Annotated in this window: 15 protein-coding genes; 4 read left to right on the top strand and 11 right to left on the bottom strand. The window is 63.0% G+C overall.

What is annotated here, in order from left to right; all coding sequences use genetic code 11:
* Window positions 1-2 precede the first annotated feature (2 nt).
* The 4 genes from ACILSQ_RS04840 to ACILSQ_RS04825 are packed head-to-tail and all read right to left on the bottom strand — an operon-like array spanning window position 3 to window position 3,383.
* Window positions 3-1,220, bottom strand: a complete 1,218-nt coding sequence (locus ACILSQ_RS04840; RefSeq protein ID WP_395742456.1) for a hypothetical protein — start codon at window positions 1,218-1,220, stop codon at window positions 3-5.
* A gap of 7 nt (window positions 1,221-1,227) precedes the next feature.
* The gene (locus ACILSQ_RS04835; RefSeq protein ID WP_395742455.1) at window positions 1,228-2,103 is read right to left on the bottom strand and encodes a TonB C-terminal domain-containing protein; all 876 of its coding nucleotides are present in this window, start codon (window positions 2,101-2,103) and stop codon (window positions 1,228-1,230) included.
* Between the two features lie 6 nt (window positions 2,104-2,109).
* Window positions 2,110-2,544: an ExbD/TolR family protein gene (locus tag ACILSQ_RS04830; protein ID WP_395742454.1), complete on the bottom strand. Its 435-nt coding sequence runs from the start codon at window positions 2,542-2,544 to the stop codon at window positions 2,110-2,112.
* On the bottom strand, window positions 2,541-3,383 hold the full coding sequence (locus tag ACILSQ_RS04825) for a MotA/TolQ/ExbB proton channel family protein (RefSeq protein ID WP_395742453.1): 843 nt from the start codon (window positions 3,381-3,383) through the stop codon (window positions 2,541-2,543). Before ACILSQ_RS04825 ends, ACILSQ_RS04830 begins: the two co-directional genes overlap by 4 nt.
* A 258-nt stretch (window positions 3,384-3,641) precedes the next feature.
* Here ACILSQ_RS04825 and ACILSQ_RS04820 point away from each other — a divergent pair, with 258 nt between their 5' ends.
* The 3 genes from ACILSQ_RS04820 to ACILSQ_RS04810 all read left to right on the top strand — a co-directional run bounded on the left by ACILSQ_RS04820 (window position 3,642) and on the right by ACILSQ_RS04810 (window position 9,717).
* Window positions 3,642-7,871 carry a chemotaxis protein CheB gene (locus ACILSQ_RS04820; protein WP_395742452.1) on the top strand — a complete coding sequence of 1,410 codons (4,230 nt, stop codon included), beginning with the start codon at window positions 3,642-3,644 and terminating at the stop codon, window positions 7,869-7,871.
* An 89-nt stretch (window positions 7,872-7,960) separates the two neighbouring features.
* The gene (fbaA, locus tag ACILSQ_RS04815) at window positions 7,961-8,992 is read left to right on the top strand and encodes a class II fructose-bisphosphate aldolase (RefSeq protein ID WP_395742451.1); all 1,032 of its coding nucleotides are present in this window, start codon (window positions 7,961-7,963) and stop codon (window positions 8,990-8,992) included.
* Window positions 8,993-9,075: 83 nt separating this feature from the next.
* Window positions 9,076-9,717 carry a histidine phosphatase family protein gene (locus tag ACILSQ_RS04810; protein WP_395742450.1) on the top strand — a complete coding sequence of 214 codons (642 nt, stop codon included), beginning with the start codon at window positions 9,076-9,078 and terminating at the stop codon, window positions 9,715-9,717.
* 57 nt (window positions 9,718-9,774) lie between these two features.
* On the opposite strand, the gene ACILSQ_RS04805 is transcribed toward ACILSQ_RS04810, so the two are convergent.
* On the bottom strand, window positions 9,775-10,875 hold the full coding sequence (locus tag ACILSQ_RS04805; RefSeq protein WP_395742449.1) for an aminopeptidase: 1,101 nt from the start codon (window positions 10,873-10,875) through the stop codon (window positions 9,775-9,777).
* 65 nt (window positions 10,876-10,940) lie between these two features.
* Between ACILSQ_RS04805 and ACILSQ_RS04800 the strand changes: the two genes are divergently transcribed.
* On the top strand, window positions 10,941-11,810 hold the full coding sequence (locus ACILSQ_RS04800) for a DUF3108 domain-containing protein (protein ID WP_395742448.1): 870 nt from the start codon (window positions 10,941-10,943) through the stop codon (window positions 11,808-11,810).
* Window positions 11,811-11,815: 5 nt separating this feature from the next.
* On the opposite strand, the gene ACILSQ_RS04795 is transcribed toward ACILSQ_RS04800, so the two are convergent.
* From ACILSQ_RS04795 to ACILSQ_RS04770, 6 genes are all read right to left on the bottom strand, one after another.
* Window positions 11,816-12,463 (bottom strand): hypothetical protein, encoded by a 648-nt coding sequence (locus ACILSQ_RS04795; RefSeq protein WP_395742447.1) that lies wholly within the window; start codon window positions 12,461-12,463, stop codon window positions 11,816-11,818.
* A 22-nt stretch (window positions 12,464-12,485) separates the two neighbouring features.
* Entirely contained in the window at window positions 12,486-13,280 is a 795-nt protein-coding gene (locus tag ACILSQ_RS04790; protein WP_395742446.1) for a class I fructose-bisphosphate aldolase, read from the bottom strand.
* A gap of 91 nt (window positions 13,281-13,371) precedes the next feature.
* Window positions 13,372-13,719, bottom strand: coding sequence for a hypothetical protein (locus tag ACILSQ_RS04785; protein WP_395742445.1), 348 nt, complete (start codon window positions 13,717-13,719; stop codon window positions 13,372-13,374).
* 69 nt (window positions 13,720-13,788) lie between these two features.
* On the bottom strand, window positions 13,789-14,514 hold the full coding sequence (locus tag ACILSQ_RS04780; RefSeq protein WP_395742444.1) for a type II secretion system protein: 726 nt from the start codon (window positions 14,512-14,514) through the stop codon (window positions 13,789-13,791).
* 45 nt (window positions 14,515-14,559) lie between these two features.
* On the bottom strand, window positions 14,560-15,840 hold the full coding sequence (locus tag ACILSQ_RS04775; protein WP_395742443.1) for a type II secretion system F family protein: 1,281 nt from the start codon (window positions 15,838-15,840) through the stop codon (window positions 14,560-14,562).
* Window positions 15,841-15,965: 125 nt separating this feature from the next.
* Window positions 15,966-17,630, bottom strand: coding sequence for a GspE/PulE family protein (locus ACILSQ_RS04770; RefSeq protein WP_395742442.1), 1,665 nt, complete (start codon window positions 17,628-17,630; stop codon window positions 15,966-15,968).
* Window positions 17,631-17,648: the final 18 nt, after the last annotated feature.

Genomic DNA, 17,648 nt, shown 5'->3' with positions numbered 1-17,648 from the left:
GGCTAGCGCATCCAGCGCGGTTCGGTGATGCGGCCATGGCCGCGCACGATCGCACGACGGTTGCCGCTGCGGAGATCATGCACAAACAGCTCGCCGTGCTGCACGTAAGTGATGAAATGCCCGTTGGGACTCCAGGAGGGATGCTGCGCCCCGCCGGTCTGCACCACGTGAACGCCGCCATTCGGGTAGGGCTTGATGGCGACCGCCCACTCGCCGCTGATGCGGGTGGTAAAGGCGATGTGGCGGCCATCCGGCGACCACTCGGGATCGGTGCAGAAGTGATAGCCGGTGCGCCAGCGAAACAGGCGCGAGGACTGGCCATCCTTCTGCGGCACTTCGACGATGAACAGCCGGGGGCCGTCGCCATCGTCACTGGAGAAGACGATCTCCCGGCCGTTGGGATGCCACGACGGGCTGGAGGGCGCCCCCACGGAGTCACTCACACAGGCGGCGGTGTTGGTGTTGAGATCGCTGACAAAGATTTCGGGATTGCCGATGAAGCTCATCACGGCGGCCAGATGCGTGCCGTCTGGCGAAAAGGCCGAGCCAAAGCTGCTGCCGGGCGTGTCCGTGACGCCGCGCTCCCAGCCGACATTGAGATCCAGCAGGCGGATGATGGGGAAGCCGCTGCGGTAGCTGGTGAAGGCAATCATGGAGGAGTCCGGCGAGAGCGAGGGAGACACCGCGCCGTTTTTGTCGTGCGTGACCTGATGCACCTCCCCGCCTTCGGCATCGCAGACGTAGATCTGGCGCTTGCCGGTGGCATCACTCACGAAGACGATGCGGCTGGTGGCCAGGCCGGGCCTGCCAGTGATGGTGTAGATGACGTCGTCCGTCAGGGCCTTGAGGTTTTCATCCAGGCCCGGCGCGGCATAGGCGCGCTGGAAAAGTTCCTTGCCCTTGGCATCGCGCAGCCTGCCGTCCACACGGCCGCCCACGGAGGTGCCTTCCACGGTGAAGTCCGCCTTTTCGTCGGCACCGGCCACGAAGAACTCGCGGGAGTCGAGCAGTTCCTTGCGCAGGGCCTGCTGGGCGCTGGCGCCCGTGCCGCCGGTGAAGGCGCCCACGCGGATGCGCGGCAGGGTTTTCTTCGTTTCCTCAGTCCTGCTTTTGCCGCCGAGGCCGATCCAGCCGCGCATTCTGTCGAAGACGCCAGCCTCCGCCGGCGTGATCTGGCACACGGCGAGGATGAAAATGAGAAGCGGCGTGCGGACGTTCATGCGGGGGTCAGGGCAGCAGAAGGAAGTTCATTTCCAGATCGTAGCTGTCTTTCGAGAAATTTGAAGGCAGTGTCGCGGAAATTTTTTTAACTTTCGCGGCCGCCTCGAGAATGGACTGGTCGAGTACGTGCGATCCTGAGAATTTGCTCATCTGGGCCTTCAGCACCGTGCCGTCTTTGCCGATGGAGATGTTCAGCCGCGCTTCGCGCTGGCCTTCGGCCACACTTTCAATGGGCGGTGCCGTCCAGCCGGCGAGGAAGGCCGCATTCACCGCCTCATCCACGGCATCCAGATTCACCTCCTCCTCCGTGGGCGGGGCGATGCTGCCGGGAGGGGGGAGGGCGGTGGGCCGCAGGGCATTGAGGCGGGCGATGTCCCCGAGCGTGGGGTTGGTCATCGGTGGCACCACCGCGCCGAATGAGCCGGGGACCGCAGCCCGCGGCTGGGCTCTGCGCAGGGTGATGCTGCGGTTGGCGGAAGGCTTGGGCGGAGCCGTGGCGGTGCTGCCTGCAAACAAGGAAGGGGTGCCGGTGGTGTTTGGCACCGGCTCCATCACGTGCTGCTGCGGGGGCGCGGCGATGAGCGTGGCCTTCTGCACCGGCGGTTCGGCCGCCGCCACGGGGGCCGCAGTCGGGGCTTTTTTCTCCGTCTTCGCGGCGGCAGTCTGGCGTTTCGTCCGCGGCGCGGCGGAGGGCGGCGGAAGCTGGGATTTGAAATCAGAGGGATCCATCCAGGTGAGCTGCTGGGAGCGGCTGTCATGCTGCAGCCCCCCGGCATTCTGCCACCACCACCAGACGCCGAACACCGCGCCCAGATGCAGCGAGACGATGACAATCACCGCTGCTGAAATCGGCTCCAGCGTCGTGGGGCGTTTACGGTTCATGGAGGGTCAGGGTTCGTCGGCATGAGTCGTGACGGCGGTCTTCTGAATGCCCGCCTCCTCGAGCAGCTGCATCGTCTCCACCAGCTGCTGCACAGGAAGATCACGATGCATCCGTACTTCGATGCCGATGCCAGGTTTGCGCTGGGCAAGTTGCTTTAAAGAAAGGGGAAGATCCGCGCGAGCCAGCATGGCGCCGTTCAGCGTCACAGACTGGTCGTTGTTTACCACCAGGGTCATGGTTTCCGCCGGGGTGGTGCTGGCGGCTGGCGCCGGGGCGGCGGAAGGAGCGGGAGCAGACGCCGCCAGGAGGTCCTTGTCCGCCTTCAGCAGGGGGGCGGCCAGCAGAAAGACAAACAACAGCACCAGCACCAGATCCATCAGCGGCGTGAGGCTGATTTCGGTGATGAGGCGGAGCTGGTGCCTGTTCGAGTGGCGTTTCATGCGCGGGCGTGCACAGCGTGCATGGCGGAGGGCAGAGGGGAGGAGCTGGTGCCGGTGAAGGCGGGCATGGAAGGGCTTCCCAGCGCGCTCATGCTGGGCAGCGCCTCCGTACTGAAGCGGTGGTCCACAAACGTGCGGTCAAAACCCGCGTTGAGCTCGCTGGCGAAATTGTCCAGCCGCACCACCATGCCGCGGATGCGGTTCACCAGTGCGTTGTAGCCCACCATGCTCGGAATGGCCACGATCAGCCCCAGCACCGTGGTGACCAGCGCGGTGGTGATGCCCGGCGCCAGAGTGGTGAGCGTGGCCGTGCCGCCCGCGGTCGTCAGCGTGCTGAAGGTGTCCAGGATTCCCCAGACTGTGCCCAGCAGGCCGAGAAACGGCGCGCCGCTCAGGGCGGTGGCCACCCAGCTCATGCGGGCTTCCAGCCGCAGCGCCGCCTCCGCCACGCTGCGCTCCATGGCCACCTGCACCGCGCTCATTTGAGAAGGCGTGATGCGCCCCGCCCCCTGCAGCCGCGCCGCGAAGGTGGTCCCGGGCTCATCCTCACCCAGGAGGTACCAGGACATCTCCCGGCAGGCCGCGTGGTAGATGTGGTAGAAGGAGGAGAACTCATGGGGCTCGCGCTGCTGGTAGAGCTCCAGCGCGTGGTTGCTCTCCCGATACTCGCGCAGAAACGAGAGGTTCGCCTTGTGCACGCGGGAAAGCAGGAAGTGCTTGCTCAGGATCACCGCCCAGCTCGTGATCGAAAGAAAGGCGAGGATGCCGCAGATGATCCAGCAGGTGGGATTGCTATGTTCGAGGCCATACTGCAGGCCGGGCGAGAGAAAGGATTCCATAGGCGGCATTGCGGGTGAATGAGTTGCTGCTAGTTAAAAGACCTTAATAGTCGGGCGTCAACAGACGAGTGCGCAGAGAATGGCGGAGGAGAAGGGGAGGTGCGTTTGCCGCGAGCCTATGTTTCCTACGGCCTTTATATCGGTTAAAGCGCTCATGCTGATGGTTTAAGATGATCCTGCTTGCGTGAGTGCCTCCGGCCCCGCTATAGGTGAAAAGCATCGTGCGCCGTCTCACCCCCCCGGCGTTACCTTACCATCTTGAAAGAAACCTGCCGAAATTCCCCCAAGGAAGGAGAGCCGTGCTGCGATGATGAAGCGGAGCCACAACGTGGCCTTGTTTTTCCCGTGGTAGGCATCGGTGCCTCGGCGGGCGGTGTTGAGGCGCTGGGCGAGCTGCTGCAGGCGCTGGCGCCGGACACCGGCATGGCCTTTGTCATCATCCAGCATCTGCCGCCGGACCGCCCGAGCAGTCTCTCAGAAATCCTTGCCCGCGCCACGGAGATGAAGGTGTGTGAGGTCAGCCCCGAATGTGGGGAGCCCGAACTCCACCCCAATCATGTCTATGTCATTCCTCCCGGATGCGACATGACGCTTCATGACGGCGGACTGCACCTCTTCCCGCAGGAGCCGGACACACGCCGTTGCGGCATCGATCTTTTTTTCACCTCGCTGGCGGAGCAGTGTGGCCATCAGGCCATCGGCATCGTGCTCTCCGGCATGCTTTCAGACGGCACGCTGGGCCTGGAGGCCATCAAGGCGGAGGGCGGCATCACCTTCGCCCAGAACGACACCGCCCAGCACGACTCCATGCCGCGCAGCGCTGTCGCCTCCGGCTGTGTGGACTTTGTTCTATCCCCGGCGGAGATCGCGGAGGAGATCGCCCGCATCTCACGCCATCCCTTCGTGGCGCCGCGCGCGCAGCCGCCGGTGGCGGAGGACGAGTACACCAGCCACGACCGCATCGCGCAGATCATCCATCAGGCGCTGGGGGTGGATTTCACTCATTACAAGTCCAACACCATGCGGCGGCGCATCACCCGCCGGGTGGTGCTGCACAAGCTGGAGAGCATGAAGGAGTACGAGGCCTTCCTGCAGGACAGCCCCAAGGAAGTGGAGACGCTCTATCAGGAGGTGCTCATCGGCGTCACGAGTTTCTTCCGCGATCCCTCCGCCTACGCCGCGCTGACCCGCCTGGTCTTCCCCCGCCTGCTGAGCGGGCGCTCCCGCCAGGAGCCGCTGCGCCTGTGGGTGGTGGGCTGCTCCACCGGGGAGGAGGCCTACTCCCTGGCCATCGCCTGCATTGAATGCGCGGAGAGCCTGCACTGCACCGTGCCGCTGCAGATCTTCGCCACCGACCTCAACCACCTGGCCATCGCCACCGCCCGTGCGGGATTGTACCCCAAGGAGATCGCGCGGGAGGTGTCCCAGGAGCGCCTGCAGCGCTTCTTTACCGAGGAGGAGGATGGCTACCGGATCAGCAAGGCCATCCGCGACCGCTGCATCTTCTCCCGCCACAATGTGCTGGCGGATCCGCCTTTCTCGCGCGTGGACTTCATCTCCTGCCGGAACATGCTGATCTACTTTGATCCGGTGCTGCAGCAGCAGGTGGTGCCCATGCTGCACTACGCGCTGAAGCCCGGCGGCTGCCTCTGGCTGGGAGGCTCGGAGTCCGTGGGCACGACGCGGGCGCTTTTTGAAGCCGAAGACGTGCGGCATAAAATTTTCATCAAACGCCCGGGCGGCGGCACTTCGCCCGGCATGCGCTTCCGCCCTGCACGCGGCAGCAGCCTGCCCGGCACAGCATCCTCTCCTCCAGCTTTCTCCATGCGCGAACCCTTTCGGGCAGATCTGCCCAAGGAGGCCGAACGCCTCCTCCTCAGCAAATACACGCCCCCCGGGGTGCTCATTTCCACCAGCCTGGAGATCCTGCAGTTCCGCGGGGACACCAGCTCCTTTCTGGCGCCCATGGCCGGTGCTGCCAGCCTGAACCTGCTCAAGATGCTGCGGGAGGAGCTGCTGGTCTCCGTACGTTTCGCCGTGCAGCGCGCCGGGGAGACCGGCCGTGTGGTGCGGGAGGAAGGCCTGCGCGTGAACACCGACTCCGGATACCGCGAGCTGGCCGTGGAGGTCATCCCGCTGCAATCCGGCGCGCAGGAGCGCGGCTTTCTGGTGCTTTTCATCGAGACGCAGCGCGTCGAGCAGCAGGACGCGGACGCGAACTCCCTCTCCCACGAGGACACGCGGCGGCAGGAGGAGATAGCCCGCCTCAGGCAGGAGCTGGCCGCCACACGGGACTACCTGCAGTCCGTCATCGAGCAGCAGGAGGCGGTGAATGAGGAGCTGCAGTCTGCCAACGAAGAGGCGCAGTCTGCCAACGAAGAACTCCAGAGCATCAATGAGGAGCTGGAGACTTCGAAGGAAGAAACGCAGGCCTCCAATGACGAGCTCATCCTTCTCAACGAAGAGCTCAACAAACGAGGGGGCGAACTGAACCGTCTCAATGAGTCCCTGCGCCAGACGCGCGACTTTGCCGAGAGCATCGTGGACAGCGTGCGCTGGCCGCTGGTGGTGCTGGACTCCGCCCTGTGCGTGCGCCGCGCCAGCGCCGCCTTTTACTCCACCTTTCAGGTGGACCGCGCCGCCACCGAGGGCGTGCACATCTACGAGCTGGGTCATGGCCAGTGGAACATCCCGGAACTCCGCACGCTGCTGGAAAACATCCTGCCAAAGACCCAGGGGGTGGAAGACTTCGAGGTGCGCCTGAACGTCGAAAGCCTGGGCCAGCGCGTGATGATGCTCAATGCCCGCCGCCTGGCCCAAAGCGCCGAAAAGGAGCCCCTCATCATCCTCGCCATCGAAGACATCACCGAGCGCAAGCGCGTCTATGAGGCGCTCAACCGCCTGGCCTCCATCGTGGAAACTTCGGACGACGCCATCGTCAGCAAAGATCTCGACGGCATCATCATCACCTGGAATGCGGGCGCTCAGCGGCTCTTTGGCTACACGGCGGAGGAGGCCATCGGCCGCCCCATGACGCTCGTCATTCCGCCGGAGCGTCTCGACGAAGAGGAGCAGATTCTCGGGCAGATCCGGCAGGGCGGTTCCGTGGACCACTTTGAAACCGTTCGCGCCCGCAAGGACGGCCGCCGCATCCACGTCTCCCTCACCATTTCTCCTCTGCGGGATCATCAGGGCCGCGTGATCGGCGCCTCCAAAATCGCCCGGGACATCACCGAGCAGAAGCTTGTGGCCGCCTCGCTCCTGGAAAAAACCGAGCAGCTCACCGCCGCCGACCGCAACAAGGATGAATTTCTGGCGATGCTGGCGCATGAGCTGCGCAATCCGCTGGCCCCCATGCGCAACACCGTGGAGATTTTGGAAGACCGCGGCGTGGGCGAGGAGGAGCAGGGCAATGCGCGAAACATCCTCCGCCGGCAGATCACCAACATGAGCCGCATGATCGACGATCTCATGGACGTGTCCCGCATCACACAGGGAAAGATCACCCTGCATTTGCAGCGGGTGACGCTGCAGTCCATCCTGAACGCCACGGTGGACCTGGCGCGCAGCAGCTTTGCCGCCAACCAGCAGGAGCTCACCGTGCATCTCCCCGCCGAGCCGGTGTACCTGCATGCGGACGCGACCCGGCTGGAGCAAGTCTTCAGCAATCTCCTCGGCAATGCCTGCAAATACAGCGGGGAGGGCTCTCACGTTTCATTGACCGCCGGGCTGGACCCTGAAGCCCCCACGCCGCAGGTCATCGTGCAGGTGCGTGACAATGGACGGGGCATCTCGCCCGAACTGCTGCCGCACGTCTTTGAGCTTTTCCGGCAGGCCAGCCGCTCGCTGGACCGCGCGCAGGGCGGCCTGGGCATCGGCCTCACTCTGGTGGAGCAGCTCGTGGTGCAGCATGGCGGCAGTGTGGAGGCTCGCAGCGAGGGGATTGGCAAGGGCAGCCAGTTCATCGTGCGCCTGCCTGTCATGACGAAGGAGCCGGAGCCGGAACCGGAGTCGGAATCTGAGCCGAAAGCGGAACATACGCCGCCGCCTCAGACCGCCGGAAAGGCGGCCACCCGCCGCCTGCTCATCGTGGACGACAATGTGGACTCCGCCCAAACTCTGGCGCTGCTGCAGAAACGCCGCGGCCACGACGTCCGCGTGGCCTTCACCGGCCCGGAGGCGCTGGCGGTGGCGGCGGAGTTTCTCCCGCAGGCGATGCTGCTGGACATCGGACTGCCGGGGATGGACGGCTTTGAGGTGGCGCGGCAGATACGCGCCATGCCGGCTCTCGCGGAGATCTTCCTCATCGCCATGAGCGGCTACGGGCACAATGAAGACGTCGCCAAGGCTCTTGCCGCCGGTTTTGACAGCTACCTCGTCAAACCCGTGAACCTCACGGTTCTCAATGCGCTGCTGGTCACCCGTTCGAATCTGGGAGCCACGGCCGGAGGGCAGGCTGAGCACTGCGGCAGGGAACGGGTGTTTTGATGCCTCCTTTTCGAATACGAAGCGTTCCTTGCACCCGGCCCGTTTCTTGCTTCCCTGAGCCCCCCTAAACTCATAAACACCCCCCAAAGATGCCCGTAGCCACACCCGCCCAGTACCGTGCCATGCTTGATGCCGCCCAGAAAGGTGGCTATGCCTATCCCGCGATCAACGTTACCTCCCTGCCCACGATCAACGGAGCGCTGAAGGCCTTCGCCGAGTCCAAGTCCGACGGCATCATCCAGGTCTCCACCGGCGGCGGCGAGTTCGCCTCCGGCACCTCCGTGAAGGACATGGCCCTTGGCGCCATCGTGCTGGCGGAAGCCGTGCACATCCTGGCGGAACGCTACAACGTCCTCGTGGCCCTGCATACCGACCACTGCCACCCGAAGAACGTGGAAAAATTCCTCAAGCCCCTCCTCGCCGCCACCAAGGCGCGTCGCGAAGCCGGCAAGGGCAACCTCTTCAACTCCCACATGTTTGACGGCTCCGAGCTGCCGCTGGAAGAGAACATGAAGGTGTCCAAAGACCTCCTCACCCAGTGCGCCGCGCTGGACATCATCCTCGAAATCGAAGCCGGCGTCGTCGGCGGCGAGGAAGACGGCCACGACACCTCCGGTGTGGCCAACGACAAGCTCTACACCACCCCTGAGGACATGCTCACGGTGTATGAAACCCTCAACGGCATCGGCCGCTTCATGTTTGCCGCCACCTTTGGCAATGTGCACGGCTCCTACAAGCCCGGCGCGGTGAAGCTCAAGCCCACCATCCTGCGCGACGGCCAGGCCGCCGTGACCGGCAAGTACGGCGCCAAGGCCGAGATGGACCTCGTCTTCCACGGCGGCTCCGGCACCCCGCTGGAAGAAATCCGCGAGACTCTCGGCTACGGCGTCATCAAGATGAACATCGACACCGACACCCAGTACGCCTTCACCCGCCCCATCGTCGGCCACATGATGAAGAACTACGACGGCGTCCTCAAGATCGACGGCGAAGTGGGCGACAAGAAGAGCTACGACCCCCGCAGCTACCTCAAAAAAGGCGAGCAGGGCCTCTGCGACCGCATGAAGGAAGCCTGCAACGACCTGCTGAGCACCGGGAAGACGATCTTCGGCACCGTCTAAACTTCTCTGTTTCATCCGCTCTTGTTCAGGAAGGCAGCGTTCTAGCGCTGCCTTCCGTTTTTCCACCCTCTTCGTCAACTGTCGTGAAATCCCACCTCCGCAACCATCCCCTTCAGCTCTATCTCATCCGCCACGGAGAGGTGGAGGAGAAGTACCACAAGGTGTTTGGGGGCTCGCGCATTGACATGGGCCTCTCTCCTCTGGGGCTGAAGCAGGGGGAGGCGGTGGCGCAGTGGCTGAAGGACACGAAAATCGATGCGCTGTATGCCAGCCCCATGCTGCGGGTGCAGCAGACGCTGGCTCCGCTGGCGAAGCAGCGGGGCATGCAGCCAACGCTGCTGCCCGGGCTGCGCGAGATCGATTTCGGCGACTGGACCGGCCACCGCTGGGACGAGGTGCAGACGCATTTCGGCGCGAGCGCCTTTGACTGGCTCGAAATCATCCAGAGCAATGGCATCGCCAATGGCGAGACCATCGACAGCCTCCTGACGCGCGTGCGCGACTGCCTGTTGCAGATCATTCAGGCGCACCCGCACCAGCATGTGGCGGTGTTCTGCCACGGCGGCATCATCCGCGCCATCATCGCCCTCCTGCTGGAAATGCCGCTGATGCACATGGCGCACTTCAACATCGAGTACGGCAGCATCAGCATGGTGGAACTCCTGCCGGAGCGGAAGCACGCGGTGGAGATCGAGCTGCTGAACTTCCAGCCGCCGATAAAGTAGCCCAGTTGCGCTGCAACTGGTGTTTTTTCACACCTGTTGCGGCGCAACTGGTCAACTTCAATAATTCAGCGGCTTCAGTTCCGGCAGCACAAACTTCCCATCCTTGCGGATGAGCTTGCCGTCGAAGTGGATCTCACCGCCGCCGTACTCAGGGCGCTGGATGTTGACGAGGTCCCAGTGCACCTGGCTGCGGTTGCCGTTGTCGGCGATGCCCTCATAGGCCTGGCCGGGGGTGAAGTGGAAGCTGCCGGCGATTTTTTCGTCGAACAGGATGTCGCGCATCGGCTCCTTGATCTCGCGATTGAATGCGATGGCGAATTCGCCGATGTAGCGGGCGCCTTCGTCGCTGTCGAGGATCTTGTTGATCGCCTCGGTGTTGTTGGCGGTGGCGCTGACGATTTTACCCTTGTTGAACTCCAGCTTCACCGTGTCAAAGGCGATGCCCTGATAGATGGTGGGGGCGTTGTAGCTGATGACGCCTTCCACGCTGGTTTTGACCGGGGAGGTGAAGACTTCGCCGTCGGGAATGTTGTGGTTGCCGCCGCAGGCGATGGCCTTGATGCCTTTGAGGCTGAAGCTCAGGTCGGTGCCCGGACCGGTGATGTGCACGTGCCTGGTTTTGTCCATGAGCTGCTTCAAAGCTTTCATGGCGGGGAGGAGCGCGGCGTAGTCCAGCAGGCAGACGCGGAAGAAGAAGTCCTCAAAGGCCTGCGTGCTCATGCCGGCCTGCTGGGCCATGGAAGGCGTGGGCCAGCGCAGCACCACCCAGCGGCTGTTGTTCACGCGCTCGTTCTGCACGGGGCGCAGCTTGGCCATGACCATCTTCATTTTGTCCGGCGGCACGTCCGCAGCCTCAGTGATGTTGTGGCTGCCGCGCACGGCGATGTAGCAGTCCGTCTGCTTCATCAGGGCCAGGTTGTTTTCCGCGATGATGTCATACTGTTTCTCAGAAGCATGGATCATCTGCTCGCGGGTGAGCACGGCATCATTGAGGCGGACCATGGGCAGGCCGCCGGCTGCGACGACTTCGCGGATGAGACTCTGGCCCACGGTGTTTGGCGCGTCGAAGAGGTCGATCCAGACGAGGTCGCCTTTTTTCACCTTGGTGGAGTAGCGGACAAGCTGGCGGGACAGGGCGTCGATTCGGGGGTCGTGCATGGTGATGAGACTGTGGCGGAAAAGACACAGACTGGCAAAAGGGAAAATCGGGGGAATACTGCGGCATGCGCGCTTTGTGGTTCCTCCTCCTTGGCCTGCTGGGCCATTCTCTGACGTGGGCCGGTACGCCGGAATGGGTCAAGGAGCTCACCCCGGGCACTGCGGGAACGCAGAGACGCGTGCCACCGTGCCGCCTGACCTTTGACGTCGGCTGGAGCCATGTGATGACGGCCGGCCAGGCCACGCTGACGGTGCGCGAGGCGGGAGCTTTCTGGCGGGCGGATGCCAGCGCGGCCAGCACGGGGCTGGCGCGCGCGCTGTGGAAGTACGACTGCGAAATGACCTCCATCATGCATCGCGGAGATTTGCGGGCGCACTACCTGCAGCACCAGGAGACGGACAGCGCGGAGACCTGCCGCTACCGCGTGTCGTTTGAGCGGCATCGGGTCATCACGGAGACCCAGGTGCAGCCGGTGAAGGGAGCCAAGGCCACCTCCACCGCCGTTTGCCCCTATGGCCCCATGGATGACATCCTCTCCTTCATCCTCTACGTGCGCAGCCTGGAGCTGAAGAACGGGCAGAAGATCACGCGGGTGGTGCAGCCCTGGGACACGCCCTACCTGACCACGTTTGAGGTGCAGGGGCGCGAGACCATTGAATACGGCGGGCAGAAGCGCCCCTGCATCAAACTGGGCCTGAAGATCCGAAAGATCGACCGCAACACCCTTGCCCTCAGCGCCTACAAAAAGATGAAGACGGCCACCATCTGGGTGTCAGACGACGAACTGCGCATCCCCATCGAGATGAATGCGAGCGTCTTTGTCGGCTTCATGTTTGCCCGCCTGACTCAGTTCGAAACTCTCACTGGCAAGCACGCCACGGCTTCACTGCCCGCCAGCATCACGGTCAAACCGCCGCCGCCTCCCGCACCGTGATCCGTTCAAGGCGCCGCAGGAGCTGCCTCAACGCTGATTTTGATGTCGTCAAAGAACACCGGCTCGCCTGAAAACGGGGTGGCCCAGATGGCGCATTTGCCCTGGCCTTTGAGCTTGGAATCCTCGTGTTTGATGAGGGGCTCGGCAGGCTCCGCCGCATCCGCTGCCCAGGCCTTGCCCGTAATGGTCCAGGCATCACCCGCTCCCTTTTTGGCTTCGAGTTTCACCTTCACCCAGACTTCACTGGTCCAGGCAAAGGGCACGGACGCCAGGGTCTGGTCTCCCTTCACCAGATCGAGCGATTTTTTGGCGGCATTGACGATGAGGCGGTGCCCGCTCATCCCATGCACGCTGACGCCAAAGCGTGGCGTGCTGCGGCCGCGCTTGATGGCGAGAATGCGCGCCTCGATGCTCGCATTTCCCGCCGCCGAGACGCCGAGCTGGGCGCTGGCATCGGTGATGGGATTGGGATCAATCACGATCGCCTTGTTGCCATCCCGCGCGGCGATCTTGATGGTGCCGTCCACCACAAAGACCTCCTTGGGCGGCTCGCCTTCAGTCCAGTCGTCGGCCGTAATGTTGAAAGTTTGAAGCTGCTGGGCGTGGAGTGAGCACGCGGCAAACAGGCTGGCGGCAAGAAGCAGTCGTTTCATGATGGGGTGAAACGAAACTGGTTCAGCGCACGGGTTCTTTCAGCAGCGCGAGAGCTTCGAGGGCGGAGGCATCTTCATGCACAATCGCGGCAAGACTGCGGGCAATGGCGGCGGGATTTTTGTGCTGCCAGACATTGCGGCCGATGGCGATGCCGGCGGCTCCGGCCTCCATGGCGTTCTCCACCATTTTCAGCAGCCCGGCGTCGTCTCCCATGGCGGCTCCGCCGAGGATGATGACCGGCACAAAGCTCTGCCCCACAATGCGGCGGAAGTCTTCCACCGTGCCGTTGGTGGGGTAGGGGGTCTTCACCACATCCGAGCCCAGCTCGGCGGCCAGGCGGACGGCAAAGCTGACGTTCTCCACGGTGTATTTTTCCGGAGCGCCGAGCGCGAAAGGCAGCGACTCCAGGATGACAGGAATGTCTGTGTCCAGGCTCAGGCGGATGAGGTCGGCGCATTCCTGGAAATTCGCCTTCTCATAGGCGGAGCCGGGGTAGAGCATGTTCATGACGGCATTGGCGCCCACCATTTCCGCCTCCTCCACGCCAAAGACGCCGATGCTGCCGGCGCCCTCGCCCGTGGTGCGGGTGTTGTAGATGTCCGTGCGCAGGATGATGCCCTTGCCCGCCAGACTGTCCGCCGCGCGCAGGGCCACTCCCAGGTTCATGACGTAGCCATCGACGAACTCGTTCACCGAATCGATGAGCTGAAAGGGGTTTTCCAGCCCGGGCACGGGAATGGCACAGCCGTGGTCGATGGGGAGGATGACGGTCTTGCCGTTGCGAAAGAGGGATTCGAGGTTTTCCTGGCGGTTCATGGGGGCGGGATTGGTATGGAACCTTCCTTCGCAGCGATGGAGGCCCCGTGCAAACCAAAATCCAGCCCCTGTCTGTGCCGCCGCCGCCAGGTCAGCGCTTGATGCTCTGCGGCTTGTTTTTCATTTTTTCGAACTCGCGGTTGGAGCTGTCCACCGCGCGCTCAAACCGCGTTTTGTCGCGCTTGGCCTCACGCACGCGGTCCACCGTCCAGAAGGCGCCGCTGAGGCTCGTGGCCAGCAGCAGCATGAAGAGCAGGTAGCAGATGAAGGACATCTGGCGCTCCTGGCTCCGCCGCTGCTCCCGGTTGGAGTCCACGTCGAGGACTCCGAGAAGGTCCATCCACCAAAGCCGCCAGACGCTGGGATCCCGCGCGATGTTCAGTGTCCAAAAACTGATGAACAGCGCAAGAATGGAGGCAATGGCAAGGCCAATGGGCATACGTTATCAATCTTCGCCCCGAACCCGCCGTCAATATCGTTTTTCAAGAGTCTGGCGCAGCCTTCGCCTTCACCAGTTTTTGATCCATTTGACGGACAGCGTCGGATCCGAAAGGGTGTTGATGCTCTGCTTCGTGGTGTTTTGCTCGTCTTCGGAGTAGGACCAGAGATCGTAGGTGGAATTGATGGTCGTGGCCGTGGTGGTGCCGGAGCCAGATCCTGAGCTGCCGGACCCGCTGCTTCCGGAACCCGTCGTGGTGGAAGGAAGCGCCGCCTTGATGTACTGGAAGGGGTGGCCAAAGCCGTCGATGAGGATGTAGGTGGAGCCCTTTTTGGTGAAGATGGTCTGGGGGATTTCCACAAACATCTTGTTTTTGATCTCCGCCGTTCCTTCGACCTTTCCGTCCGAGGAGCCTCCCGCGCTGCCGCCTCCGGCAGAGCTGGAAGACGCCGCTGTCACACCCTTGATCTGATCGTAGCCATCGCCGGTCAGGGCTTGGTAGAGGCACGCCGCCCCCGAGATGTCATACGCGGCCGTCCCAGGAGGGAAGGGCATCATCTGGTTGCTGCCGGCCGGCTGCGGATACTCGCCGAATTCGGAGTTGTAACGCTCCAGGGCGAGCTTGATCGCCTCGAAAGTCCCGGTGGTGAGGCGGCGCTTGGAAGAGCGCATGGCATAGGTGTATCCGCCCAGGGTCAGGGCGGCGAGCATCGCGATGATGGTGACGACGATGAGCATCTCCACCAGCGTGAAGGCGCGCGGGCGCGAATGGAATTTGAAGAGGGTTGTTTTCATGACTCCAGAATAAAAGGTTGGTTTTTTTGACCAGGCAGGCCGGGCTTAGCCGCCGGCGCCACCGCTGAGGTTTTTGATCACGTCGATGAGCGGCAGGAACAGGGCCATGACGATGACACCCACCACGAGGGCGAGCACGACGATCATCAGCGGCTCCAGCATCGAGGTCAGGGCGGACACGGAATTGTCCACTTCGTCTTCATACACGTCGGCGATCTTCAGCAGCATCTCGGGGAGCTGGCCGGTTTCTTCACCCACGTCCACCATGGAGATCACCATCGGGGGGAACACATTGCTGGACTCAAGCGGGGCCACCATGGACTCACCTTCTTTCACGGCGTCATGCACTTTGGTGATGGCGTCGGAAACGATCGTATTGCCCGCCGTGTCACGCGTGATGTTCAAGGCCTGCAAAATCGGCACACCGGAGGTCACCAGCGTTCCGAGCGTGCGGGTGAAGCGCGAGATGGCAGTTTTGCGCTGCACATCACCGAAGAGGGGGAGCTTGAGCTTGGTGCGGTCGATCCAGCGCCGCCCGCCCTTGGTGGCCGCCATCATGCGCCAGCCGACGACGATTATTGCAATCCCAGCAAGAATATACCAGGCATTGCTGGCCATAGTGCGGCTGAAGCCGATGACCCATTTCGTCAGGTCCGGCAGCTTGTCCTTGCTGCCCAGCATGTCCTCGAAGATGACTTCAAATCGCGGCACGATGACCATCATCAGGAAGACCATGATGCCCGCGGCGATGAACATGACGATGATCGGGTAAACCATCGCGGCCACGATCTTGTTTTTGAGCTTCTGGGCCTTTTCCTGGTACTCAGCCAGACGGTTGAGCACGAGCTCGAGCACACCACCGAGCTCCCCGGCCTTCACCATGTTGATGTAAAGCTTGTTAAAGATGCGCGGGTACTGCTGCAGGCTTTCGGAGAAGGTGCTGCCGGTCTGCACGTTGTCCGCCAGCGTGTTGATCGTGCCCTTCATCACCAGGTTCGGCTCCTGGCGGCCCAGCACGGTGAGGCCGCGCAGCAGCGGCAGGCCGGAGTCGATGAGGGTGGCGAGCTGGCGCGTGAAGATCATCAGGCTCTTGCTCTTCACCTTGGCATTGGCGCCCACTTTGACGCTCTTCGCCTTGCCCTTGGAGCTGGATTTGACGCGTTTCTTGATGGCGGCCGCCTGGCCCTGGCCTTCCGCGGCCACACTGGTCGGATACAGGCCGGACTGGCGCAGTTGATTGATGGCGTCTGCCTCGGAGGCGGCGTCAAGATCTCCGGCGGTTTCCTGTCCGTTCTGATCCAGGGCAATGTAATGAAACGTGGGCATAGGTGGCTTGGCGGGGCGGCGTTGTTCAGTGTAAAAATGAGAATACCGGGGCGGCGGGCGTTCTGTCCATCAAATAATGTCCAGAGATGCGCGGGAGGTGGCGCCGGCGGCCCGGAGGGCGGAGGTCAGGTGTATTTCAGCACTTCTTCGATGGTGGTCGAACCATCATAAATGCTGCGCAGGCCGTCCTCACGCAGGGTGACCATGCCGAGCTCGATGGCTTTTTGCTTTAGCACGATGGAAGGCGCGCGGCCGGTGATGAGCTCGCGGATGGGGTCGGTGACGTCCAGCAGCTCGTAGAGCCCCTTTCGGCCCTTGTAGCCGCTGTTCCCGCAGACAGAGCAGCCGGAACCGGTGTAGAAATGCTTCCCCCCCAGGTCTTCCGGCGAGAGATTGAGCTGGTTGAGGATGTGCAGGCTCGGCTCATACGGCGCACGGCAGCTCTTGCAGATGGTGCGCAGAAGTCGCTGGGCCAGCACGCCTTCCAGCGTGGCGGAGACGAGGAAGGGCTCCACCCCCATGTCCACCAGACGGGTCACGGCGCCGGCGGAGTCGTTCGTGTGCAGGGTGCTGAGCACCAAGTGGCCGGTGAGGGAGGCCTGGATGGCGATCTGCGCGGTCTCCAGGTCGCGCATCTCTCCCACCATGATGCGGTCGGGATCCTGACGCAGGAAGGAACGCAGCGCCTTGGCAAAGGTCAGGCCCACCGACTCATTGATCGGCACCTGCATCACGCCGTCGAGCTCATACTCCACCGGGTCTTCGGCGGTGAGCAGCTTGCAGTCGATGGTGTTGATGCGCCGCAGGCAGGCGTACAGCGTGGTGGTCTTCCCGGCGCCGGTCGGGCCGGTGACGATGAAGATGCCGTTGGGCTTGTGAATGGTCTCGACGATGTAGTCCTGCAGGAAGGGCTGCATGCCCAGCGCCTCGAGCTCGATGTTGATCGATGAGCGGTCCAGAACGCGGAGCACCACGGACTCACCGTGCTGCGTCGGCAGGGAGTTCACGCGCATGTCCACCGGCTTCCCGCCCACATTGGTCATGATGCGTCCGTCCTGCGGGATGCGGCGCTCGGCGATGTTCATGCTGGACATCACCTTGATGCGCGAAATGATCGAATTCGCCAGATGCACGGGCGGCGGCGCCATTTCATAGAGGGCGCCGTCCACACGATAGCGGATTTTGAACTCACGCTCAAAGGGCTCGAAGTGAATGTCGCTCGCACGCTCCTTGATGGCCTGCTGCATCACCAGATCCACAAATTTGACGATCGGCGCGGAGTTGGCCTCGGCCTCTGCCGTCATGCCTTCCTTCCCGGCCTTGCCGAGCTGGCCGAAAATCTCATCGATGCTGGGGGCGCCGGCACCGTAGTACTTTTCAATCAACGCCAGCACCTGGCTGCGGCGCGCCACCACGGGAACAATCGTTTTTTCCAGGCCAAAGCGCAGGTCTTCCACGAGCTGGGGATTGAGCGGATCCGTGAAGGCCACATGAAGGCCCTGGCCGTCCAGAGTGACCGGAAACGCGCCGTAGAGACGCGCCATGCCGGCGGGAATCAGCGCCACCACGGAGGGCGGCGGCTCAAAGTTGTCGAGGTCGAAATGGTCGGCGCCCAGTTCATCGGCCACCTGCGCCCAGAATTCGTCTTCACTGGTGTAGATGCCGTAGGACAGCAGCACCTGGACGATGTCTTTGCCGTTTTGCACGGCATCCTGCTCGATGTCATAGGCGAGACCTTTGTCGATCACGCCGCGGCCTTTGAGCATCTCTACCACATTATGGGGTGTCATAGCGTCTGAAGGAAAGGA

This window comes from Prosthecobacter sp., assembly GCF_044227185.1.
Lineage (GTDB): Bacteria > Verrucomicrobiota > Verrucomicrobiia > Verrucomicrobiales > Verrucomicrobiaceae > Prosthecobacter.
The sequence above is the reverse complement of the archived record's forward strand: the minus strand, read 5'-3'. Positions and strand labels throughout refer to the sequence as shown.